18 protein-coding genes and 1 pseudogene are annotated in these 21551 nt (G+C 71.4%); 6 read left to right on the top strand and 13 right to left on the bottom strand.

Annotated features, from left to right (window positions below; all coding sequences use genetic code 11):
- Window positions 1-2 precede the first annotated feature (2 nt).
- From Csp2054_RS09315 to Csp2054_RS09290, 6 genes and pseudogenes are all read right to left on the bottom strand, one after another.
- Window positions 3-606 (bottom strand): annotated as a pseudogene (locus tag Csp2054_RS09315) (MupG family TIM beta-alpha barrel fold protein); the annotation flags it as partial.
- A complete protein-coding gene (locus Csp2054_RS09310) occupies window positions 606-2213 on the bottom strand; it encodes a PTS transporter subunit EIIC (protein ID WP_096899027.1) in 1608 nt (535 codons plus the stop codon). The gene Csp2054_RS09310 and the pseudogene Csp2054_RS09315, both read right to left, overlap by 1 nt.
- Before the next feature lie 43 nt (window positions 2214-2256).
- Entirely contained in the window at window positions 2257-3165 is a 909-nt protein-coding gene (gene murQ / locus Csp2054_RS09305) for an N-acetylmuramic acid 6-phosphate etherase (protein ID WP_096899026.1), read from the bottom strand.
- 5 nt (window positions 3166-3170) lie between these two features.
- Window positions 3171-4073 (bottom strand): MurR/RpiR family transcriptional regulator, encoded by a 903-nt coding sequence (locus Csp2054_RS09300; RefSeq protein WP_176491639.1) that lies wholly within the window; start codon window positions 4071-4073, stop codon window positions 3171-3173.
- A 314-nt stretch (window positions 4074-4387) separates the two neighbouring features.
- Entirely contained in the window at window positions 4388-4861 is a 474-nt protein-coding gene (locus tag Csp2054_RS09295) for a DUF4395 domain-containing protein (protein WP_096899024.1), read from the bottom strand.
- On the bottom strand, window positions 4858-5373 hold the full coding sequence (locus tag Csp2054_RS09290; RefSeq protein WP_096899023.1) for a TlpA family protein disulfide reductase: 516 nt from the start codon (window positions 5371-5373) through the stop codon (window positions 4858-4860). The genes Csp2054_RS09295 and Csp2054_RS09290 overlap by 4 nt, the downstream gene beginning before the upstream one ends.
- 74 nt (window positions 5374-5447) lie before the next feature.
- Here Csp2054_RS09290 and Csp2054_RS09285 point away from each other — a divergent pair, with 74 nt between their 5' ends.
- A complete protein-coding gene (locus Csp2054_RS09285; protein WP_255252681.1) occupies window positions 5448-5663 on the top strand; it encodes a DUF1653 domain-containing protein in 216 nt (71 codons plus the stop codon).
- 178 nt (window positions 5664-5841) lie between these two features.
- Here the strand turns inward: Csp2054_RS09285 and Csp2054_RS09280 are convergent, their stop codons facing one another.
- A complete protein-coding gene (locus Csp2054_RS09280) occupies window positions 5842-6183 on the bottom strand; it encodes a hypothetical protein (protein WP_096899022.1) in 342 nt (113 codons plus the stop codon).
- 283 nt (window positions 6184-6466) lie between these two features.
- Here Csp2054_RS09280 and Csp2054_RS09270 point away from each other — a divergent pair, with 283 nt between their 5' ends.
- The 4 genes from Csp2054_RS09270 (at window position 6467) to Csp2054_RS09255 (ending at window position 12838) form a co-directional block, all read left to right on the top strand.
- The gene (locus Csp2054_RS09270) at window positions 6467-6919 is read left to right on the top strand and encodes a helix-turn-helix domain-containing protein (RefSeq protein ID WP_141399208.1); all 453 of its coding nucleotides are present in this window, start codon (window positions 6467-6469) and stop codon (window positions 6917-6919) included.
- A gap of 107 nt (window positions 6920-7026) precedes the next feature.
- A complete protein-coding gene (locus tag Csp2054_RS09265; RefSeq protein ID WP_096899019.1) occupies window positions 7027-8244 on the top strand; it encodes a DNA cytosine methyltransferase in 1218 nt (405 codons plus the stop codon).
- The gene (locus Csp2054_RS09260; protein WP_096899018.1) at window positions 8241-9305 is read left to right on the top strand and encodes a restriction endonuclease, SacI family; all 1065 of its coding nucleotides are present in this window, start codon (window positions 8241-8243) and stop codon (window positions 9303-9305) included. Before Csp2054_RS09265 ends, Csp2054_RS09260 begins: the two co-directional genes overlap by 4 nt.
- A gap of 56 nt (window positions 9306-9361) precedes the next feature.
- Complete coding sequence (locus tag Csp2054_RS09255) at window positions 9362-12838, top strand: TM0106 family RecB-like putative nuclease (protein WP_096899017.1); 3477 nt, start codon at window positions 9362-9364, stop codon at window positions 12836-12838.
- A gap of 20 nt (window positions 12839-12858) precedes the next feature.
- Here the strand turns inward: Csp2054_RS09255 and Csp2054_RS09250 are convergent, their stop codons facing one another.
- From Csp2054_RS09250 to Csp2054_RS09240, 3 genes are all read right to left on the bottom strand, one after another.
- Window positions 12859-13533, bottom strand: a complete 675-nt coding sequence (locus Csp2054_RS09250; RefSeq protein ID WP_096899016.1) for a hypothetical protein — start codon at window positions 13531-13533, stop codon at window positions 12859-12861.
- A 280-nt stretch (window positions 13534-13813) separates the two neighbouring features.
- A complete protein-coding gene (locus Csp2054_RS09245) occupies window positions 13814-14254 on the bottom strand; it encodes an SseB family protein (RefSeq protein WP_096899015.1) in 441 nt (146 codons plus the stop codon).
- A gap of 67 nt (window positions 14255-14321) precedes the next feature.
- Window positions 14322-15116 (bottom strand): SDR family oxidoreductase, encoded by a 795-nt coding sequence (locus Csp2054_RS09240; protein ID WP_096899014.1) that lies wholly within the window; start codon window positions 15114-15116, stop codon window positions 14322-14324.
- 190 nt (window positions 15117-15306) lie between these two features.
- Here Csp2054_RS09240 and Csp2054_RS09235 point away from each other — a divergent pair, with 190 nt between their 5' ends.
- On the top strand, window positions 15307-16158 hold the full coding sequence (locus Csp2054_RS09235) for a nuclease-related domain-containing protein (RefSeq protein ID WP_096899013.1): 852 nt from the start codon (window positions 15307-15309) through the stop codon (window positions 16156-16158).
- A gap of 309 nt (window positions 16159-16467) precedes the next feature.
- Here Csp2054_RS09235 and Csp2054_RS09230 read toward each other — a convergent pair whose 3' ends face one another.
- From Csp2054_RS09230 to Csp2054_RS09220, 3 genes are all read right to left on the bottom strand, one after another.
- Window positions 16468-17256, bottom strand: a complete 789-nt coding sequence (locus Csp2054_RS09230; protein ID WP_255252680.1) for an HNH endonuclease family protein — start codon at window positions 17254-17256, stop codon at window positions 16468-16470.
- Window positions 17257-17353: 97 nt separating this feature from the next.
- Window positions 17354-20671, bottom strand: a complete 3318-nt coding sequence (locus Csp2054_RS09225; protein ID WP_141399207.1) for a DEAD/DEAH box helicase — start codon at window positions 20669-20671, stop codon at window positions 17354-17356.
- 40 nt (window positions 20672-20711) lie between these two features.
- The gene (locus Csp2054_RS09220) at window positions 20712-21386 is read right to left on the bottom strand and encodes a hypothetical protein (RefSeq protein WP_096899010.1); all 675 of its coding nucleotides are present in this window, start codon (window positions 21384-21386) and stop codon (window positions 20712-20714) included.
- Window positions 21387-21551 lie beyond the last annotated feature (165 nt).

The following is a 21551-nucleotide window of genomic DNA, read 5'->3' as shown; positions in this document are numbered from 1 at the left end:
CCGACCTCGGCCAGCGCGAGCGCCTGGTGCAGCGGCGGGGCGTTCCGGTGCGCCTCGACGGTGGGCAGCCCCTCGCCGAGCGGCCCGCGTCGGACCGTGTCACCGGCGATGAACGCCCCGAGCCGCCATCCGAACGACCGGGCGGTGGCTGCCGACGCGGCGACCGAGGACAGCGCCAGGCCGGTCCACTCGCGGGTAGAAGTTGTGGATCAGCTCGACGTCGAGGTCGGCGAACGGCGCGAGGTCCTCGTGGCCGAGCGTGCTCGCGTTGAGGGCGATCGGCAGGACGGAGGCGATGGACCGGATGGCAGTCTCCGGGAACCCGAAGTCGATGCGGACCCGGGCGACCCCGATGGACCGGAGAAACGCCCAGGGGTCGTCGCCCAGCAGCCGGGCCGTGTTCGGGGAGACGTCGGCGACGACCGCGAGCCCGCAGTCGATGGCGGCCGAGACGATCGCGGTCGCAGCGTCCCGGGCACCGGTGGGGGAGTCCTCGGGGATGTGCAGCGAGGTGAATGCGAGCGTCGCTCCGGCGGCTGCCGCGGCGTCGAAGGTGGGCGCGGCGAGCTCCGCGTGACCGAGGTACGCGCTCGCGCCCGACCGCATCAGCGCACCGCCCCTGCACCGGCACCAGCGCCGGCACCGGCACCGGCACCAGCGCCGGCACCGGCCTCGGCACGGGCTGCGGCCGCTGCGGACGTCACGGGCGAACTGGCGTCCGCGGGCTCTGCCGAGGCGACGACGTCGAGCGGCGCTCCCGGGGCGGACTGCGCCTCGAGGTCGGCCCGCACCGAGGCGGACACCCCGAACAGCAGCGTCGCGATGAAGCCCACGACGTACGCCACGAGCAGCCCCGAGCCGTAGCCGAGGAACGCCCAGCCGTACCCGGAGGACCCGTTGAGCAGCGGCAGGAGCGACAGGTCCGACGCGCCGATCGCGATCGCGCCGACGGAGTGCCCGAGCTGGTCGAACAGGCCGACGACCCCGCCGCCGAACGCCCCGCCGATGCACGCGGTGATGAACGGCCGCCCGAGGGGGAGCGTCACGCCGTAGATGAGCGGCTCGCCGACCCCGAGGAGTCCGGCCGGCAGCGCACCACGGATCGTCCGCGAGAGCGCTTCGTTGCGGCGGAAGCGCAGCCACAGGGCGACGGCCGCGCCGATCTGCCCGGCACCGCCCATCGCGAGGACGGGCAGCAGCACCGTCCACCCGGTCTGGTCGATGAGCGTGGTGTGGATCGGCGTGAGGGCCTGGTGCATGCCGGTCATGACGAGCGGGAGGAAGAAGCCGCCGAGCACGAACCCGGCGAACGCGCCCCCGTTGGCGAGGAGCCAGGTCGCGGCCGAGCCGATCGCGACCGAGACGACCCCGGCGACGGACATCAGGACGCCGAGGGTGACGGTGCCGGCGACGAGGACGGTGACGGTCGGCACGACGATGAGGGCGATCACGTCGGGCGTGTGCCTCCGCATGAACCGTTCGACCAGGGCGGCGAGGATGCCGCCCGCCATCGCCCCGAGCACGCCACCCTGTCCTGGGGCGAGCGTCTGCCCGAACACGGTGACGTTCGCGACCCCGGCGGCGACGACGACCCCGCCGACCGCGCCACCGAGGATCGGCGTGCCGCCGAACTCCTTGGCGGCGTTCATCGCGACGAACACGGCGAGGAGCGACAGGAACCCGCTGGAGAGCACCCCGAGGAACGGGGTGACGGCCGGCAGCCAGTGCAGGTTCGTCAGGATGCCGTTGATCCCGGCGATGAGCCCGCAGGCGATCAGGGCGGGGATGAGCGGGATGAAGATCGCGGAGATCTTCCGGATGGACCGCATGGTGCGGCCGTCGGCACGCGAGCGGGCGGCGGCCTTCATGGAGGCGCCGCGGGCGGCGAGTTCCGCCGGCGACGCACCGGTGGTGCCGGACGCCCCGGACGCGCCGGAGCCCGACGCACCGCCCGCGCTTCCGGCCGCCCGCAACGCCGACAGGTCCGTCGCCACCCGGTCGACCAGCCCTGGGCCGAGCACGATCTGCAGGTTCGATCCCGCGGCGATCGCGGCGAGCACCCCGTCGGTCGACTTGAGGTCGTCGAGTGCGACCGCGTCGGTGGACACGACCTCGACGCGCAGGCGGGTCATGCAGTTCTCGACGTCGGCGATGTTCGCGGGTCCGCCGACGGTGTCGAGGATCCGGTGTGCGAGTTGCTGTGCATCGGCCATTGATGTGCTCCTCGGGGAAAGGGAGATGGAGGGGAGTGGGTGGTCAGAGGACGGCGCGGAGGGAGCCGTCGGCCTCGGCGAGGCGGGAGCGGGCGACGTCGGCCGACACCCCGGTGAGGAGCATCGCGATCGCCGTCTTCACCTCGCCGTCGCAGGCCTCGAGCGCGGCGGACACCTCGGCGTCGGGGGCGCCGGTCACGTCCTGCACGAGCGAGAAGGCCCGGGCGACGAGCTTCTCGTTCGTCGCCCGCACGTCGACCATGCGGTTGCCGTAGGTCTTGTGTCGCCGGACCATCGCCAGCGTGGTGAGCATGTTGCAGACGAGCTTCTGCGCCGTACCGGCCTTGAGTCGGGTCGACCCCGCGATGAACTCGGGTCCGACGACGACGTCGATCGCGATGTCGGCGAGCCGCCCCGCGGCCGAACCCGCGTTGCACGCGACCGAGACGGTCGTGGCGGAGCGGCGCCGGGCCTCCCGGATGGCCGCGAGCACGTACGGGGTGCGTCCCGACGCGCTGATGCCGACGACCACGTCGTCGGCCGTCAGGCCGAGCGCGTCGAGGTCGTGGACGGCCGCTGCTTCGTCGTCCTCGGCCCCCTCGACGGCGGTGGTGAGGGCGACGTCGCCGCCGGCGATGACGCCGACGACCTGCGACGGGTCGGTGCCGAAGGTGGGCGGGCACTCGCTGGCGTCGAGGACGCCGAGCCGGCCCGGCGTGCCGGCGCCGACGTAGACGAGCCGGCCGCCGCGCGCGAACGCTGCGGCGATGCGGTCGGCGGCCTCGGCGACGGCCGGGAGGCACGGCTCGATCGCGGCGGGCACGCTGCGGTCCGCAGCGTTCATGCGTCGGGCCGCCTCGAGGGTGGGGACGAGGTCGATGTCGTCGAGCGCGGCGTCCGCGGCCTCGGTCGTGAGGGTGGCGAGTTCGTCGCGGAGGGCGTCGTGGGCCATGGTGCTCAGCTCCGGTGGTGCGTGCGGACGGCGGCGCGGGTGCGCTCGAGGAGGGGGCGCGACCGGGCGTCGGTGCGCTGGGCGACGACGATGAACAGGGCGTCGACGATCGCGAGCTGGCTCATCCGGCTGCCCATCGCCGCCGGGCGGAGTTCGCTCTCGGCGCCCGCGACGCCGAGCAGGACGTGGTCGGCGTGGTGCGTCAGGGGCGCGTGCGCGTGGCCGGTGACGGCGATGACGGTGGCCTCGTTGAGCTTCGCCTGGGTCGCCACTTCGAGCGACTCGGTGGTGGTGCCGGAGTGGCTGACGAGGAGCATCACGTCGTCGTGGCCGATCACGCTCGCGAGGGTGAGGGCGTTGTGCGGGTCCTCGGCGATCGAGCTCGGGATACCGATGCGCTCGAGCTTGAGGTGGAGGTCCCGTGCGACGATGCCGCTCGCGCCGACGCCGTACAGGACCACCCGGCGTGCTCGGACGATCGCGTCGGCCGTGTCGCTCAGCGCCGTCGGGTCGAGGGCCGCGCGGGTGTCGGTCATCACGGCGCGGACGTCCTCGGTGACCTTCGCGATCACCGTTGCGACGTCGTCGTCGACCCCGACCCCGGCGTGGATCTCGGCGTGCACCGCGATGCCGCGCTCGACGGCGCGGGTCATGCTGCGCTGCAGGTCGGCGTAGCTCGGGAACCCGAGGTGCCGGGCGAAGCGCGACACGGTCGCGGGCGACACCCGGGCGCGGTGGGCGAGGTCGGCGGCACTGCCCTCCGCGGCCCGTTCCGGGTCCTGGAGGACGGCGTCGGCGATGGCACGCATGCTCGCCGGCATGCCGGCCGACTGGGTGCGCACGAGCGCGAAGGCGTCGGCGCGGTCGGTCCGCGGGGTCGCGGGCGCTGCAGGGGTCGTCGTCGGCATGCGTGCCATGAAAGAGCATTGCGGACGTGAGTGCCAGTCTTGGAATCACATTTCTTGCGCCGGCGCGTTCGCGAGCGTCGCGCTCGCCGGGCACGGACGGGAGGAACGGATCACCGTGGCGGGGCGCGGTCCGTCGTCGAGGTGTGTCGCGTCGGCGGACCGGACCACCATGCCGACGCGGCGTGCGGGGCGGTGGTGGGGCGTGCCTCCCGGCGGTCAGGCGGTCGGGTGCGCCGTGCCTCCCGGCGGTCAGGCGGGCAGGCGGGCCGGGCCTCCCGGCGGTCAGGCGGTCGGGTGGGGCGTGCCTCCGGCGGTCAGGCGGTGGTGCGGCGCGGACGGAGGACGCCCGCGCGGACCAGCCACACGTAGAGGATGCAGCCGATGCAGACGTCGAAGACGGCGTTGAGGAACGCGGCGACGAGCGCGACGGCGGCGCCCACCGGGGCGGCGTACGGGACGCCGACCAGGGCGAGGAGGAGCGCGACGGCGGTGACGAACAGACCGACCTGCTGGGCGAAGGTCGGGGGCTCCGGCGCCTCGAGGTCGGCGGGCGGGGCGAGGCGCAGGCGGACGAAGCGGCGGAAGAACGCGCCGTAGGGGTGGCGTCGGATGCCGCCGATCCCGCCGACGGCGAAGAGCGCGACGATGACGGCGAGCAGGACGATGCCGACGACGTACGTGGTGGGGACCAGGGTGAGGACGATCGTCAGCGCGAGGAGGACGGTCGTGATCGCCGCTCCGAAGCGCGGGGAGCGGGGGTCGATGCCGGTGGGGCGGGTGTCGGTCATCGTGCTGCTCCGGAGCTCGCCGGTGCGAGGACCGCGTCGAGTGCCCGGTCGAGCTCGTCACGACGCGGGGGACCGCCGAAGCGGGTGCGGACGGTGCCGTCGCCGTCGACGAGGAGGACCGTCGGGGTCTGGAGGACGTTGTAGCGGGCGGCGACCTCGGGGCGGTCGGCGACGTCGATCTCGAGCCGTGCGACGCCCTCGTGCTCGGCGGCGACGGCGTCGAGCTGGCGGCGGGTGCCGGGGCAGCGGGCGCAGGTGGGCGTGGAGAACTGAACGAGGGTGGCGCGGTGGCCGAAGGCCTCTTCGGGTGCCAGGCCGTGCGCGGTGGTGCTGCTGCGGTCGGTGGTCCCGACGCTGGTGCTGCCGGCGTCGTCGGGGGTGTGGCTGCCGTTCGGGGCTGCGGGCGCGGTCGTGTACTGCGCGCGGCCGGTGCGGCTGCGGAGCACGAGCCCGAGCACGGTCGCGAGGGCGAGGACACCAACGAGGACGGCGACTGCCGAGAAGACGGTCATGCGGCGACGGTACGTCGCTTCCCCGAGTGGTTCGTGGATCGTGACCTCGTGTGACGCGCCCTACGCTGTGGCGGGTGACTGACTCCGTGGTTCCCGGACGCTACCGGCACTTCAAGGGCGGCGAGTACGAGGTGGTGCTCGTGGCGCGGGACGTCGAGACCGAGGAGCCGGTGGTCGTGTACCAGGCGCTGTACGGGGAGCGGGGGCACTGGGTGCGGTCGCTGGCGGACTTCACGGCGTGGGTGTCGCGGGACGGGTACGAGGGGGCGCGGTTCGTGCAGGTGGGGTGAGCGTGTCCGCCCGCGCAGCACCATCGCGTCGACGGCGGCATCGCCTCCACACAGTGCTTGATCGGCGGAGATGAAGACTAGGTGTGAGGGCGGGAGCGGCGCCGCACTGCTTCGACTGGGGAGGGGGGTCGGCACCGCTCGCGGACTTGGGCTGCGCGACCACGCGCGTGCCCGAACGTCAGCCGTGTTCGCGGCCGGGGAGTGGGGCACCGTCGAGGAACGCCTCGTAGTCGGAGCGGGCATCGTCGTCGACGGTGGGGGCGCCGTGGCCGTACCGGGCGTCGGTGCGGTCGCGCTTCGGACCGGAGAGCCAGAACCATTCGTCGGTGTCGACGTCGCGGAAGTGGGCGTCGGTCCCCGCTCCTCCTGCAGCACCTGCGCAATCAGCTTCGAGTCCGACACGTCCACGGCCTGCGCAGATGCGGAGGCCGTCGTGCTGCGCGGCAGTAAGCGCACGATCGTCGGGGACGACGACCAGGTGCGGGGACGACGACCAGGTGCGGGGGCGTAGGCGGTTCATCCTCACGCCCCTGGACCTGCCGGTCGTCGCAGGGGCGGTGGAGGCCGCGGGGGAGGACGGCTTCATCGCTGTGGTGTGGCGGCTCGACCCGGCGCTGGTGGGGGCGGTCGTGGCGTCGATGACGGTGCCGGCTGGTGCTGCGGGCGCTAGGGGTTCTGCTGCTTAGGCTTCGTCGCCTGCGGGAGCGATGGCGCCGCTACCTTGACTGGGGAGCTGGACGGCGCCGCTCCCGGACGCGCTCGCCCGGTAGATCAGGTTGCTTGACACCCCGGAGGACATCCTCATGCTCATCCCGCTCGTGTCGCGGGAGGTCGTGCTGCGGTTGCTGCAGACCGAACATGCGCCGCGGATCACGGCGGCCCTGGACAGGACCGGGGCCTCGGTGGTCGTCGGAGTCACGCCGCTATTGAACGGGCGGATGGCTGAGGGCTGGTCGATGGAGCAGCTCGCACGGAAGCTGCGCGTGAGCGAGTCGACGTTGTTCGCGCGGTTCGAGGCGGCGACGGGGATAACGCCGGCACAGTACCTCAAGCGAACGCGGCTGGGGGAGACACGGCGGCGGATGGTGTTGCACGGGGACACTGCGGCGCAGGCTGCGGCTCCGGGAGGGGGGGGTCCGGAGTGCGTCGCACTTCTCCAGGAACCACCGGGAGGCGCACAGGAGACCGCCGGCGGCGGATGCGGTGGTGGTGCGGGAGGTTCACTTCACTGCGCCTTCTCAAACTGGAGAGGGTAGCTATTGCCGCAGAGGGTTCGGATGCTCACCTGCTCAGCGGCTTCGTTGCCGCGGGCGCGGCCTTGAGGGTCGATCCGCTGTCGGACCCGCACGATACGATCATCTGCATGCCCGAAACGCACGATCTGACCCCCGGTTCGCAGGGCAGCCAGCTCCCCGTCATCAGCCTCTTTTCCGGAGCTGGCGGCCTCGATCTCGCCGTTGAAAGGGTTGCCGACGAGCCGTTGGACATTCCGCGGTCGGCGACACTTGGGCCATTCCGAGTTGCAGTCGCGACCGACTACTCCTCGCAGGCTCTCGAAACGCTTGCTTTGAACCTGCCCGGAACGGCAATACTTCCAAGTGACATCAGAGACACACCGAGTTCTGAGCTCTTGAGGATGGGGTCACTTCAGGAGGGAGACGCTGCGCTCGTTATCGGCGGCCCGCCCTGCACACCATTTTCGAAGTCTGGTTTCTGGCTCGCTGAAAAGCGGGAGTCGAGAGACCCCAATGCGTCACTACTCGAAGAATACGTGAGGGTAGTGGCACAGACGCGGCCCGAAGCATTCGTTCTCGAGAATGTACAGGCCTTGACCTACAGGACTCATCAAGTTGCATTCAGCCGTCTGCTAGCAGCGCTCAAAGAACTGGGTTACAACCCGCAATGGAAAACTCTTCTCGCGGCAGATTTCGGTGTGCCACAGCTGCGAAAGCGCGTCTTCATAGTTGGCCGACGAGACGGCACAGCGTTTGAATTCCCCGAGGCCACTCACGCCGGCCCAAGCGAGACGACTCGAGTCTGGGATCAGTCGAAGTTGCCTCACGTGACGGCGGCTCAGGCGTTCCAAGGCCTGATCGGCGTCCCTGAGGACGGCGAGCTAGTCGAGGGCAAGTATGGCGACTTGGCCGCCGAGATTCCCGGGGGACAGAACTATCTTTGGCACACAGACCGCTACGGGGGGCGAGATGAGTTCAAGTGGCGCTCGCGCTATTGGACATTCCTTCTCCGACTTTCGCCAGAGAAGCCGAGTTCGACGTTGCAGGCGCAGCCGGGTCCCTACGTTGGTCCTTTCCATTGGGAAAATGGCATGGACGAGGCCGGTAGGCAGAGAGCGCGAAGGCTGCGAGTGCCCGAAATGCTCCGCCTTATGACTTTCCCTGATGATTTTCAGATCGTCGGTAGTCGAGCGGATGTTCAGCGCCAGATTGGAAATGCTGTCCCGATGGAGCTGGGTAAGGCCGTGCTTCGCGCGCTATCGCTCCAGCTCGGCCACGTAGAGCCCCGTACGGAGGCCGAACATGAAGCTCTCGACCGACGTCAGAGACGGAGTATCCTCGTATGAGCATTGCCATGCCGGTCGATAAGGCAAAGGAAGTTCTAGCGGTCGCCTTGCAGCTTGCGACGGACGCATCCGTGCTCCCAATCGAGTGGATCAGTCACACGCGGGCCGTTTTTCGATTTACGGCGGCGACTTACACTCCGGCACTCGGGACTTTGCTTCTCGCGAAAGCGATAGACGCAGAAGTCGACAGCCTTTCTATTAAGGCGGAGGGCAACCGAGGGTATAGCATGCGCGGCCTAGCTCACGGTGTGCTCGTACCGGCAGCTCGCGTTGAGGGTTTTTCCATCAGGACTAAAGGCCGCGAGCCAATCAATAATCAGCCGTTCTTTCGCTATGAGAGAATCGACGAAATCGACCGCGTCCGGCATCCGAAGGACTTTGCCTACTTTCTGTCGATCGCAAAATCCGCGAACTCTCTCGACGGATCCAGCGCCCTGCATGCTTTCGCGGCTTTCCTATCTGTTGCCAAAGAAGAAGCTGATCGCGTCCACTCGGTGGTTTTGAGGGCACAAGGCCTCAATATCGATGCGCTGAGAGTGGCATCGAGTGATTACCTGCGCGCAAATGCCAGAGACCGTCCTCGGCGGCTCCAAGCGTTCGCTGCCGCCTGCCTCGAACTAGTACACAGTGACATCAGAACCAGGCCGCTTCATGACCCATCCAGGGACGTGCCTGGTGATGTGCACGTAGTTGCTGGTGGCGAGATCGTCACGGCGCTCGAAGCGCGTGGTAAAGAAGTGACCGAGTCGGACCTTGTCGCATTTGCCCACAGTTGCGCTGCTCATCGAATCGGGCGGGCAATAGTGCTAGTAGACACAGGCTCGGACGGGTGGGATCCGGCTATCTTGAATAGCTCCAAAGTCGATGTGCTGGCTCAACTGCGCGTCTATGGTGGAATTCTTGACTTCCTGAATGATGCTATCTCCTGGTCACACCTGCCTTACCACAAGGCGACTGAATTATTCACTAGACGATACGCGGCGAGGCTCGAGGAAATCGGGGTCGGCGTTGAAGGGCAAGAAGAATGGGCGCGGGCGGTTGCGGTAGCCTCCGCCCTCTAACTCCGAGTCGGTGAAGCACCATTCGGTTGGGCGGCACTGAGACCCCTGGGGAGCGCATGCAGATCAGCACCGACGGGCAGGTCCTGCTCAGTCCGAGCGATCTGTCGACGTGGGCCGCGTGCGAGTGGGCGTTCCTCCGACGCCTCGACGCCAAGCTCGGCCGCGGCGCACCCCTGCCCGAGGTCCACGACGACATGCTCGAGCGGACCGCCAGGCTCGGCGACCAGCACGAGCTCGACTACCTCGACATCCTCAAGCAGACCCGGCAGGTCGTGGAGTTCGACCGCCCGGAACCGGCGCAGTACGCCGACGCAGCCGAACGAGCACGACGCTCGATGCACGACGGCGCGGACGTCCTTTACCAGCCGACGTTCCACCGGCCGCCCGCGCCGGGGGCTCCCGGGTTCATCGGCTTCGCCGACTTCATCATCCGCAACGATGCCGGCGAGTACGAGGTCTACGACACCAAGCTCGCCCGCCACGCCAAGATCAGCGCCCTCCTACAGCTCGCCGCCTACGCCGAGCAGATGCAGTCGCACGGCATCCCGACCGGGCAACAGGTCCACCTCGTCCTCGGCGACCGCAGCACCACCACCCACGACCTCGCCGACATCGCCCCCGTGTACCGCACGCAGCGCGCCGAGCTCCAGCGCGTCATCGCCGAGCGGATGGCCGCCGACGACGAGCTGGCCTGGGGCGACCCTCGCTACAGCAGCTGCGGCCGCTGCCCGATCTGCACGACCCAGGTCGCCGACCACCGCGACCTCGTGCTCGTCGCCGGGATGCGCCTCGACCAGCGGACGAAGCTGATCCGCGCCGGGGTGCGAACGATCGACGACCTGGCGGACCGCACCGCGGCCGTGCCCGGCATGTCGCGGAGCACGCAAGATCGGCTGGTGCGTCAGGCGCGCCTCCAGGTCGAGTCCGAGGCATCCGCCAGCCGCGCACCCGTCTTCGAGGTCGCGGACCCGCGCGCCCTCGACGCGATCCCGGCACCGAATCCCGGCGACGTCTTCTTCGACTTCGAGGGCGACCCGCTCTACACCGAGGACGGCGTGCACTGGGGGATCGACTACCTCTTCGGCCTGGTCGACCCCGAGGCCCGCTTCACGGCGTTCTGGGCACACACGCTCCGCGACGAGCGCGTCGCGCTCGAGGAGTTCCTCGCCTTCATCGAGGAGCGCCGCGAGCAGTACCCGGACATGCACGTCTACCACTACGCGGCGTACGAGCGGACGCACCTCCTGTCCCTCGCCGCCCGGCACGGCGTGGGCGAGGACGCGGTCGACGACCTCCTGCGCGCCGGCGTCCTCGTCGACCTGTACCCGATCGTCCGCAAGGCCCTCGTGGTCGGCAGCCACAGCTACTCGATCAAGAAGCTCGAGCCCCTCTACATGGGCGACGACCTGCGGCTGAGCGACGTGACGAACGCTGCGGACAGCATCACCGCCTACGTCGACGCGATCGAGGAACTCCGGAACGGCGACGCGGTGGCCGGGCAGCACATGCTCGACGAGGTCGCCGACTACAACGCCTACGACTGCCGCTCCACGCTGCGGCTCCGCGACTGGCTCCTGTCGTTGCGAGCACAGGCACCAGCACCGGCGCCGACGATCGACGAACCGGCCGAGCTGCTGCCCCCGATCCCCGTCGACCGCGAGCCGAACCCCGTGTACACCGCGCTCGCCGCGCAACTCGCGAACGTCGACCCCCTCGACCGCGACGCCGACCAGACCGCCCTGGCACTCGCCGCCGCCGCGATCGACTACCACCGCCGCGAGGCCAAGACCTTCTGGCAGGACCACTTCGACCGCCTCCGCAACCCGGTCGACGACTGGGCCGACACCCGCGACGTGCTCGTGGTCGAACGGGCGTCGGTCGAGCGCGACTGGGGCACGCTGCCGCGCGCCCGCTCGCAGTCGCGTGAGATCCGGTTGTCGGGGACGCTCGCGCCCGGCTCGCGGATCCGGCCGGGAGGCACGCCCCACCTCGTCTACGACGACCCACTCCCGCCGTCGATCACCGCTCCGGCCCCGGGATCGAAGGGCGCGTCGGCTCGCGCCGTCGTGCTGGAAGCGTCAGACAACGGCGACACGTACGAGGTCCTGGTCAAGGAGAGCCTGCCGGTAGATGGGGGAGAGCCGCACTCCGACTTCCCGGTCGCGCTCGCCCCGGCAGCGCCGCCGCGGGCGAAGCCGCAGCCCGAGGCCATCGCCGAATGGGGGCAGGAGGTCCTCGACGCCCTGCCGTCGATGCTGCCCGATCCCGCGTTCGACCTGCTCCGTCGGGTGCCACCGCGGGGGCCGATCGCTCCGGTGCAGGGCGACGACACCGTGTCCGCGGTCGTGACGACCTTGCTCGGGCTCGACCGGTCGTACCTGGCGATCCAGGGCCCTCCCGGGACGGGCAAGACGTACGTCGGCTCGAACGTCGTCGCCCGGCTCGTCCGTGAGCACGGCTGGCGGGTCGGTGTCGTCGGGCAGTCGCACGCGACTTCGGAGAACTTCCTGTCGTCCGTGGTCGCCGCTGGCGTCCCGGCGGATCGCGTCGTCAAGGTGCCGAAGAACGGCGCGACCGAGGACGAGCTCGAGGCCGCGGACTGGACGCCGGTGAAGAACAACGCCGCCGTGGCCGCGTTCCTGGCCTCGTGCGCGGAGACCGGCACAGGCGGGGTCGTCGGCGGGACCGCGTGGACGTTCGCCAACGAGGGCACGATCCCGCGGCGCTCCCTCGACCTGCTCGTGGTGGACGAGGCCGGGCAGTTCTCGCTCGCGCCGACCATCGCGTCCTCGATCGCCGGGACCCGCCTGCTCCTCCTCGGTGACCCCCAGCAGCTGCCCCAGGTGTCGCAGGGGTCGCACCCGGAGCCGGTCGACGTCTCGGCCCTCGGGTGGCTGACCGACGGCGAGCACGTGCTGCCCGCCGAGTACGGGTACTTCCTCGCGCGCACCCGGCGGATGGAGCCGGCGCTCACCGCCTCGGTGTCGAGCCTGTCCTACGACGGGCAGCTGTCGTCGATGGCGTCCGGACGGCACCTCGACGACATCGACGCGGGCGTGCACCCGGTGCCGGTCGTGCACGCGGGCAACACGACGTCGTCCGAGGAGGAAGCGGCGCGGGTCGTCGCCCTCGCCCGGAACGTCCTCGGCCGCTCGTGGACGGACGACCGCGGCACCCGGACGCTCACGGACGAGGACGTGATCGTCGTCGCGCCGTACAACGCGCAGGGGGCGCTCATCCGGCAGGAGCTCGACCGGGCCGGGCTCACCGGCACCCAGGTCGGGACGGTCGACATGTTCCAGGGGCGCGAGGCCGTCGTGTCGATCGTGTCCCTCGCGGCGTCGAGCGCGGCCGACATCCCGCGCGGGCTCGACTTCCTGCTCATGCCGAACCGGCTCAACGTGGCGCTGTCGCGCGCGAAGTGGGCGGCGTACCTCGTGTACTCGCCCGCGCTCACGACGGGTTTGCCGCCGTCGATCGCCGGGCTGTCGCTGCTCTCCCGGTTCATCGAGCTGGTCGAGCCGCGCCGGTGACGCCCGCACGGCGACGGTGGTCAGCCGGCCTGGACCGTGCCGACCGCCGAGCTGTAGCTGGCGGTCGCGCCGAAGCGAGCGCCGATGATCGTGATCGACCAAGCCTTCCGGTCCGGAGCGACCGAGTACAGGATCCGGGCACCAGCCGGGATCGGCGCCAGGCCGGTTCCGTCGGGCAGAGCGATCCGCGCCGGATCGTTCGTCGTCGCGAGGTCGGCCGGGTAGGTCCCTGGTCCGAACCGCTGCTCGAGGGCGGTGGCCAGGGTCCCGGCGCCCATGGCGACCGCCGAACGCTCGGCGTCGAAGGTCGTCGGCTCGGGGACCGTGGGTGCTTGCGGAACGGCCGCTCCGGCCGGCGTCGGCTCGGACGAGGACACCGCCGGCGGGAGCGCAGCGTTGCCGATCGGGCCCTCGTGCGCTGCCGGCAGGGAGAGCGCAGGCCACTGCACGCCGACGGTGGACAGCCCGAACGCCAGGACCGCGTAGGCCATGAGTGCCGTGCCGACGGTGCCGAGCATGACCGCGCCGCGCCCGAACGCCCGCGCCACGCTCCCGAAGCGGCTCCTGTCGGTCACGAGACGGCGACCGATGACGATCGCCGTCACGCCGATCGTCGACGCGATGAACCCGCTCTGCACCCCGCCCTCCTGCGGCTCCGCCAGGGCCATGACGAGGCTGCCGAGCCCGAGGAGCATCGCCAGGGTCGCCCATGCCCACGGACGGGTGGCTCGCCGATGGCCGCGCGGCGGTTCAGCGGTCAGGAACGCGGACCGGGGTCGTCGTGGCGGTGGCCCCGACGGTGCGTCGGCGAAGTACCCCGGAGGAGACCAGTCGCGTGGTCCTGGACCGCCCAGCGGCATCGTCGCCCCCTCGTTCCGTGTTCAACGACGGTCCGAGTCTGGCCTCCGGCTGCGAGATGAGCGATCCCCAGAACTGGGTGGGTGTTCTTCCCCAGCGCGGCGCGAAGACTCGAGGTCAGCCCCGAGCGGCGTCCCCGCCCGCGGTGTCCTCATCGCCGGGGATCTCGCCGCGCATCTGCGCCCGGATGCCGGCGAGCACGTCGGCATGCAGGAAGTTCGCATCCTCGGCGCTGGTCGGGTCGACGACGATGCCGAACTCCTCGGGCACCCCGGTCACCAGCTCGGCCATGCGGACCGGGCGGGCCTCGGTGCCGGGGACGCCCTCGGTGAGCTCGGCGGGGTCGGTGAACACCGGGACGAACGGCAGGTCGCGGATCATCACGTGCGCGATGCTCCCGCCCTCGGGGTCGCCCGCGGGCTTCCACGGCACCCAGGCGGCGCTGCCGAGGAACCCCTGCGCGGACGATGCCATGCGGCGCCGCAGGGCACCGGCAGGCGACTCGGTCTTGCCGGCTCCGGGGCCGAACGCGGACCCGCTCGTGTCGTTGCTGCTCATGAGGCTCCCTCTGCCGCGGTGTGCCCGGCCATGCTCCCACGTGGGGCGAGCGTCGGACGGACCGCGTTCAGTACTTCGCCGACTGCCCGCCGTCGATCGGCACGACGGCGGCGTTGACGTACGAGGCGTCGTCGGACAGCAGGAACGCGACGACCGCGGCGATCTCGGGCGCCTCGCCGTAGCGCTTCGTCGGGTTGACCTGGATGAACTCCTCGGCCGCCGCCCGCGGGTCCGAGGCGTTGAGCTGCTTCATCGAGTTCTCGACCATCGGCGTCCAGATCGCGCCGGGAGCGATGGCGTTGATGCGGATGCCGTACTGCCCGTACTCGACGGCGGAGTTGCGGGTCAGCCCGACGACACCGTGCTTGGCGGCGGCGTACCCGGACTGGTTGCCGATGCCGCGGATACCGCCGACGCTCGCGGTGTTGACGATCATGCCGGAGCCCTGCTCGCGCATGACGCGGAGGACCTTCTCGAGCCCGAGGAACACGCCCCGGAGGTTGATCGACACGACCCGGTCGAACTCGGCGGCGGTGAACGACTCGGTGGGGTTCTGCTTGCCCTCGATGCCGGCGTTGTTGAAGAAGCCGTCGATGCGGCCGAAGCGCTCGGTGGTGGCGGTGACGTACGCCTCGACCTGGGCTTCGTCGGAGACGTCGGCGACGGTCGTGAGGACCTCGGTGTCGGGTGCGGCGTCGAGCACGGCGGCCTTCGTCGCCTCGAGCCCCTCGGCGGAGACGTCGACGAGCGAGAGCTTCGCGCCCTCGGACGCGAGACGGACCGCGGTGGCGCGACCGAGGCCGGAGCCGCCGCCGGTGATGAGGACGACGCGGTCGGTGAAACGGGTGGTGGTGTCGGACATGTGGGGAGGCCTCCTGCGGTCTTCGTCGGTGCAGGGCTCGGCGTCCGCGCCCAGCGCGGGCAGCGAGTCCGTTCGATGCGTTCGCATCGGTAGTAAGGCTACACCTGTCGCTTAGTGCCCGCTGAGAGACCTGAGTGATCCCCAGAAGTGGGGTGAGCGAGCACTGCCCGTGGACTGGGATGGTGACGGCATGGGGGAACAGTCGACCATGCCCGCCGCCCGCGGTGGGGCACCGCTCACGCTCCGCGCCCGGAAGCCCGGGTACGCCGTGATGCAGGAGTGCCTCGCGATCCAGGCCGAGGCACCGGAGCGGTCCTGGTGGCAGCGGTTCGTCGGGCGCGATCCGCTGCACGAGGACGCGCGGTCCTGGTACAAGGGTGCGCAGGGGGAGCGGCAGGTCGCGGCCGAGCTCGAAGCGCTCGGCCCGGAGTTCACCGTGCTGCACGCGGTGCCGATCGGGAAGCGCTCCACCGACATCGACCACCTGGTCGTCGGGCCGACTGGCGTGTTCTGCATCAACACGAAGAACCACTCCGGCCAGGACGTCTGGGTCGGCGGCCGGACGTTCCTGGTGAACGGGCACCGCACGCCGCACGTCCACCGCTCCGTGCAGGAGGGCGAGCGAGCGACCGCGCTGCTCTCAGCGGCCGCGGGCGGCCCGATCGCCGTGCAGCCCGTCATCGTCGTCGCGGCGGAGCGTGTGCGCTTCGGCGAGAAGGCCCCGGCCGCCGTCACGCTGCGCCCGGAGCAGGTCGGCGCGTGGATCGCGGGACTGCCGCGCGTGCACTCCGACGAGGCCGTGCGCTTCCTGTCGATGCTCGCCGAGGAGCGCGGGACCTGGCACGTCGACGCCGTCGTGGTGCACGACACCCTCCGGCACGTGCAGCGGTTCGAACGGCTCGAGCGGGACATCGCCGCGGCGACGGCCCGGCGGCGACTGCTCCGTCGCGGATCGGTCGTGGCGGGGCTCGCGGTCCCGGCGGGTGCGCTCCTCGGCTTCTGGTGGGCGACGGCAGCGGCGGCGCTGGCGGCGGCCGGCTGAAGCGTCACGCTCCAGCGCCCGAACGCCCCTTGCCGCCCGCCGGAGATCGCCGATCGCCTGTCGGTCGCCGATGGCCCGCCCGCCGCTGACGGCCCGCCGGTCGCCAGTCGCCGGGTTGGTGCTGGTCCGCGGACGCCGATCGCCCGCTCCCGCCGGAGTTGCACCCCAGAATGCGTCGTGGCCGATCGGGTTCGCGGATCCCGGGGTCAGCGCACCCGATCGGCCACGCGCGGAAACGAACTTGCCATCCGGATGGCCAGGTGGCACGTCACGGGGAGCGCGCGCCCGCCACACCGGTCTGACTGCACCTCAGCAGCGATCGAGCACCCGCACCATGGCGTCACGCTCGGCCGGCGTCACCCACAGGTGGTACCGCGCCTTCACGGTCACCTGGTGTCCGACGTAGGTGCAGCGGAACTCCTTCGCCGCGGGCAGCCAGGTCGCCGCGTCGCCGGAGCGCTTCTGCGCGTTCGAGTGCTGGTCGACGGCGAAGAGGTTGTCGGGGTCGTTCGCGAGCGCCTCGCGGGAGGACTGCGACACCCCCTGCGCCCCGGTCACCCAGGCGTTCTCGAGCGCCACCACGTGGTCGATCTGCACCTCGGTCGAGGTGGCCCGCCCCCGTGTGAACGCGATCGTCTGCCCGGTGTAGGGCGAGACGAGTCGCCCGGTCAGCACCGTGCACGGTCCGCGCCGCACGACCGCGGTCAGGTCGCGCGCGAGGACGTCGTTGCGGGTGTCGCACCCGTTGTGGTCGACGTCGAGCCACGCCGTGCCGAAGTCGGCGGACCGGTCGTAGCCGGTCGCCGGTGCCTTGCCCTTGACCGGCAGGGTCGCCAGGGTCCGCAGCGACGCTGCCGCGTCGACACCCGGACTGGAGGCATGGCTCGGCCCGGCCGCGCCCGTCGCGCCGGGCGCGGCATCCGTCCCGGTCGTGCCAGGCGCGGTGTCCGTGCCGGGTGCGGTCTCCGTGCCAGGAGTGGTGCTCGTGTCGGCTGCGGTGCCCGTCCCACTGGGTCCGTGCTCGGCCGTGGCGGGTGGGAGCAGTCCGACGGCGTGCAGGACGAAGCCCGCGACGGCGAGGCCGAGGACGAACAACACGGAGGCGGTGCTGGTGCGAGCGCGGCGGCGGGACGACATGCGGTTGGGACTCCAGACGACAGGACAGGGTGGTGCGGCGGCGGCGGTCGGCTCGGGCTCAGGCGAGCAGCGACCGGATGTCGTCCGCCGTCAGGTCGTCGGCGAACAGGGCGTCGTCGTCGATCACGGTGGCGAACAACTCCGCTTTCTTGGTCGCGAGGGCGAGGACCTTCTCCTCGATGGTGTCCTCGGCGATGAGTCGGTTCACGTTGACCGACCGGGTCTGCCCGATGCGGTGCGTGCGGTCGACGGCCTGGTTCTCGGCGGCCGGGTTCCACCACGGGTCGAGGACGAAGACGGTGTCGGCCTCGGTCAGGGTGAGCCCGAAGCCGCCGGCCTTGAGCGAGATGAGGAACGCCGGTGCGGTGCCGTTCCGGAAGCGGTCGATGACCTCGGGCCGACGGCGGGTGGCTCCGTCGAGGTACTCGTAGCCGACGCCCCGCTCGTCGAGGGCCTCGGCGACGATCCGCAGGAACGACGTGAACTGGCTGAACACGAGGGCGCGGCGTCCCTCGGCGGCGAGCTGGTCGAGCTCGTCGAGCAGCAGGTCGAGCTTGGCGGACGGGATGTCCGAGACCTCCGGCGGTGCGTCGAGGTCACCCGACGGCGCCGCGGTCGGGACGAGCGCGGGGGACAGGGCGAGCATCCGGAGGAGCGTCAGCGACCGGAACACGATCATGCGGTTCCGTGGCAGGTCGTCGATGAGGTCGAGCACCTTCAGCCGCTCACGGTTGAGCGTCCGCTCGTAGAGGTCGCGGTGCGCCGGGTCGAGCGTGACCCGGACGACCTGCTCCTGCTTCGGCGGGAGGTCCTGCGCGACGCTCTCCTTCGTCCGTCGGAGCATGAGGGGCCGGATGCGCCGTCGGAGCCGCTCGGTGAGCTGCTTGCGGGCGTCGCCGCGGAGGTCCGGCGAGGCGAGGGGCTTCACGTAGTCGTCGCCGAACCGCGTCCACGACGACAGCAGTCCGGGCGCGACGACGTGGAACAGCGCCCACAGGTCGGTGAGCCCGTTCTCGAGCGGCGTGCCCGTGATTGCGAACGTCACCGGCGCCCGCAGCTCGGTGACGACCCGGTGTATCTGCGACTGCGGGTTCTTCACGAACTGCGCCTCGTCCAGCACCATGGCCGACCACGACTGCGCCGACCACGCCGCGGCGTCGAGCCGGAGCAGGGCGTACGAGGTCACGACGACGTCGGACTCCGCCGCCGTGCGGGCGACGAGCGTCGGGTCCTTCAGCGACGTCGACGTCACGGTCGACACGCGCAACGAGGGCACGAATCGCGCCGCTTCGGAGGCCCAGTTCCCGACGACCGAGGTCGGCGCGACGACGAGGAACGGCGGCGCGTCCGGTTCGGCGGCCCGGGCCTCGGCGATCATCGCCAGCACCTGCAGGGTCTTGCCGAGGCCCATGTCGTCGGCGAGCACCCCGCCGACGCCGTGCGCGCGGAGGAACGACAGCCACGCGTACCCGGCGTGCTGGTAGGGACGCAGTTCGGCGTGCAGGGTGTCCGGCACCGGGGTGTCACCGGGCGGTGTCGCACCGAGCAGCCCGGCGGCGATCGCCTGCCAGCGCTCGTCGTGTGCGGTCTCGTCGGCGAGCTGGTCGAACTCCTGCCAGAGCCCGGCCTGCAGCGGGGTGATCGCCAGCGGCTGGTCGGGCTCCCACTCGCCGAGGTCGCGGGCGTCGTCGATGAGCTCCTTCAACCGGTCGAACGCCGGGTCCGCCAACGACAGGTACGAGTTGTCGACGAGCTTGAGCCGCCGGGCCCGTGACGCGAGCGCGCGCAGGAGCGGCGTGAACGGGATCTCCTTGCCGTTCACGCTGACGATGATCCCGAGGTCGAACCAGTCGTGCTTGTCGGACGGCATCGTCGTGACCCGGATGTTCGGGCGTCCGCTGAGCCGTTCGTAGTCGAGGCGCTCGCCCTGCACGACGGTCCGGACGCCGTGCGCGGCGAGCTGGGGGAGCAGTTCGTCGGCGAACGCGGCGACGTCGGCGCCCTCGACCACCCCGTCGACGAACCACGCGAGCCCGCCACCCGGGCCGACGGTGGCCTCGTCGGTCGCGCGCACCTCGGACAGGTCGGGGACGGGGCCGTGCAGGGCGACCGGGTCCTTCCGCCCGTCGACGTGCCACCGCCACTGCAGGTGCACCCGGTCGTCGGTGCGCGGGGCCCGGGCCGGCTCGAACGTCGCGGTGAGGACGAGTTCCGGGGCCTCGCGTTCGGGCAGCTCGACCGAGCCGTCGGAGCTGACGAGCCCGCGGGCACCGCGGAGCCGGGGCGACCAGTCGGCCAGGAACTCCGACACCTCGGCGGCGGGCACCGTGATGCGGGCACCCTCGGTGAGCATGCGCCGCTGGTCCTCCGGCACGGGTTCGGGGGTCGGGGCGAGCGTCACGGCGAACGACGGCGACTCGCGGAACGTCCAGACGCCGTGGTCGCCGATCATCCGCGCGGCCCCGTGGACGACCGGTCGGCCGTCGACGACCGCGCTCGCGCCGATCACCAGGCCGTCGTCGGATCGTGCGGTGTCGAGGAGCACCCGTGCCTCGGCCCCGAGCGTCACGCCCGCGGCCTGCTTGCCCGTCACGAAGGCGATGCCGAGCCCGTCGGCCTGGCGCAGCAGCGGCCAGAGCAGCGGGCTCGGGAAGTCGTCGAGGTGGATCCAGTCGCTCTCGCCCGGCAACCCGGCCAGGGCACCCGCACGGTGCAGGGCGGCGAGCTGGAGGAACCACGCGTGCTGCTCCGGCACGAGCCCGAGCCGGTTCTGGGAGTACGGCAGCGAGCTCCACGTCAGCTGCCCGCGCACCCAGTTGCCGGCGTCGCTCCGGGTGACCGGTCGCACGCCGAGCCGCACGGTCCGTGCCGGCGCGGGCAGTGCCCGCCCGGACGCTCGTGCCCGGGCGGCGAAGCGCGCGGGCACCGCGTCCCGCAGCTCGAACTGCAGCCCCATCGGCGTGCCCTGCGGCGCGATCGTCTGCTCGACGTCGCCGGCGAGGCGGGCGACCTCGTGCCTCCAGTCCGGTGCCGGCGGAGCCGGGTCCTGCCGCTGCGGACCGGCGGCCGCCGCGAGGGCGCGCGCGTTGACGGTCAGGAGCGCTGCGGCGACGTGCTTGCAGTCGCCGCCGAGCGGACACGAGCAGGAGCTCCGCACGGGTCGGACGAAGTCGCCGCGTGCGGCGGTGGTGTCGACGCGGACCTCGTACGGGTCGTCCGCGGTGCCGGAGACGCTCGCGGTGACGGTCCCGTCGACGTCGTGCCAGTCGGCCGCCTCCACGAGCCCGGCGCGGACGACGTCACGTGCGCGCCCGAACGCCTGCGGTCCGACGAAGCGGATGACGTCGACGGCGTCGATCATCGGGACGGCTGGCACGGGTCAATCGTGCCAGCACCCACCGACGCCGCACACCGCGTCAGCGGAGCGACCAGTCCCCGCCCTCGTTCACCTGCAGGACCGACGGACCGCTGGTCAGGGTCACGCGCTTCGAGCCGCCGCGCCCCTCGTCGTCGTGCGCGAGGATCGTCTCGTAGTCGTTGCGGAGCAGCGTCTCGCGGAGCAGGCACCCGGTCTGCTTGTTCGCTGCGCACGTGAACTGCCGGGTCGTCGTGGCACCCCAGTAGAGCATCACGTTGTCCCCGTGTCCCGAGGAGGTCAGGGCCGGCGCGCTCGAGACCGGGCTGAACCGGAGCGTCCACTGGCCCGTGCCCGTGACGCGGAGTGCGGCGGGCTTCCGCCAGGAATCCGTGCCGTAGGCGACGCGGCCCCGGTACGTGCCGCTGAGGAACACGGGGGCGTCGACGAGCGTCCCGTTGCTGAGGAGTTCGGCCACCTCGAAGTCGGGGGCGTCCGCGCTCGCGGGCGTGAACGTCGCGAGCATGATCCCGCTCCTGGCGTTCTGCGGCAGCACGATGGTGGCGTCTCTGTGGCCGGACTTCGTGAACGGGGTGAACGTGCCGTACTGGTGGTCGTACTGCGCCCGGACCGACGCCGGCATGGTCGCCGCCTGCGCCGGTGCGGCATCGAGCCCGAGGACTCCGGTGGCGGCGAGACCGACGGACAGGGCGGCGGCGAGGACGGTGCGGCGCATGGGGCTCCTTCGTGGTGCGGCGTCGCCAGGATGGCGGTCGCCGCCACGGCGCGGCAGCCCCCGTCCGGGGTGTCGGACGGGAGGCGCGGGTCGGCTCCGGCGGTCGGGTCGCGTGGGTGCGCGGGGGCGCGGGCGCTGCGTTCGGCGGATTCCCGTTCTGGGGGC

It is taken from the genome of Curtobacterium sp. 'Ferrero' (assembly GCF_002412165.1).
Lineage (GTDB): Bacteria > Actinomycetota > Actinomycetes > Actinomycetales > Microbacteriaceae > Curtobacterium.
The sequence above is the reverse complement of the archived record's forward strand: the minus strand, read 5'-3'. Positions and strand labels throughout refer to the sequence as shown.

Coding starts and splice junctions, on each gene's coding strand:
- Csp2054_RS09310 (WP_096899027.1), bottom strand. CDS start 2,213: ATGGCCGATGCACAGCAACTCGCACACCGGATCCTCGACACCGTCGGC.
- murQ (WP_096899026.1), bottom strand. CDS start 3,165: ATGGCCCACGACGCCCTCCGCGACGAACTCGCCACCCTCACGACCGAG.
- Csp2054_RS09300 (WP_176491639.1), bottom strand. CDS start 4,073: ATGCCGACGACGACCCCTGCAGCGCCCGCGACCCCGCGGACCGACCGC.
- Csp2054_RS09295 (WP_096899024.1), bottom strand. CDS start 4,861: ATGACCGACACCCGCCCCACCGGCATCGACCCCCGCTCCCCGCGCTTC.
- Csp2054_RS09290 (WP_096899023.1), bottom strand. CDS start 5,373: ATGACCGTCTTCTCGGCAGTCGCCGTCCTCGTTGGTGTCCTCGCCCTC.
- Csp2054_RS09280 (WP_096899022.1), bottom strand. CDS start 6,183: ATGAACCGCCTACGCCCCCGCACCTGGTCGTCGTCCCCGCACCTGGTC.
- Csp2054_RS09270 (WP_141399208.1), top strand. CDS start 6,467: ATGCTCATCCCGCTCGTGTCGCGGGAGGTCGTGCTGCGGTTGCTGCAG.
- Csp2054_RS09265 (WP_096899019.1), top strand. CDS start 7,027: ATGCCCGAAACGCACGATCTGACCCCCGGTTCGCAGGGCAGCCAGCTC.
- Csp2054_RS09260 (WP_096899018.1), top strand. CDS start 8,241: ATGAGCATTGCCATGCCGGTCGATAAGGCAAAGGAAGTTCTAGCGGTC.
- Csp2054_RS09255 (WP_096899017.1), top strand. CDS start 9,362: ATGCAGATCAGCACCGACGGGCAGGTCCTGCTCAGTCCGAGCGATCTG.
- Csp2054_RS09250 (WP_096899016.1), bottom strand. CDS start 13,533: ATGCTCCTCGGGCTCGGCAGCCTCGTCATGGCCCTGGCGGAGCCGCAG.
- Csp2054_RS09245 (WP_096899015.1), bottom strand. CDS start 14,254: ATGAGCAGCAACGACACGAGCGGGTCCGCGTTCGGCCCCGGAGCCGGC.
- Csp2054_RS09240 (WP_096899014.1), bottom strand. CDS start 15,116: ATGTCCGACACCACCACCCGTTTCACCGACCGCGTCGTCCTCATCACC.
- Csp2054_RS09235 (WP_096899013.1), top strand. CDS start 15,307: ATGGGGGAACAGTCGACCATGCCCGCCGCCCGCGGTGGGGCACCGCTC.
- Csp2054_RS09220 (WP_096899010.1), bottom strand. CDS start 21,386: ATGCGCCGCACCGTCCTCGCCGCCGCCCTGTCCGTCGGTCTCGCCGCC.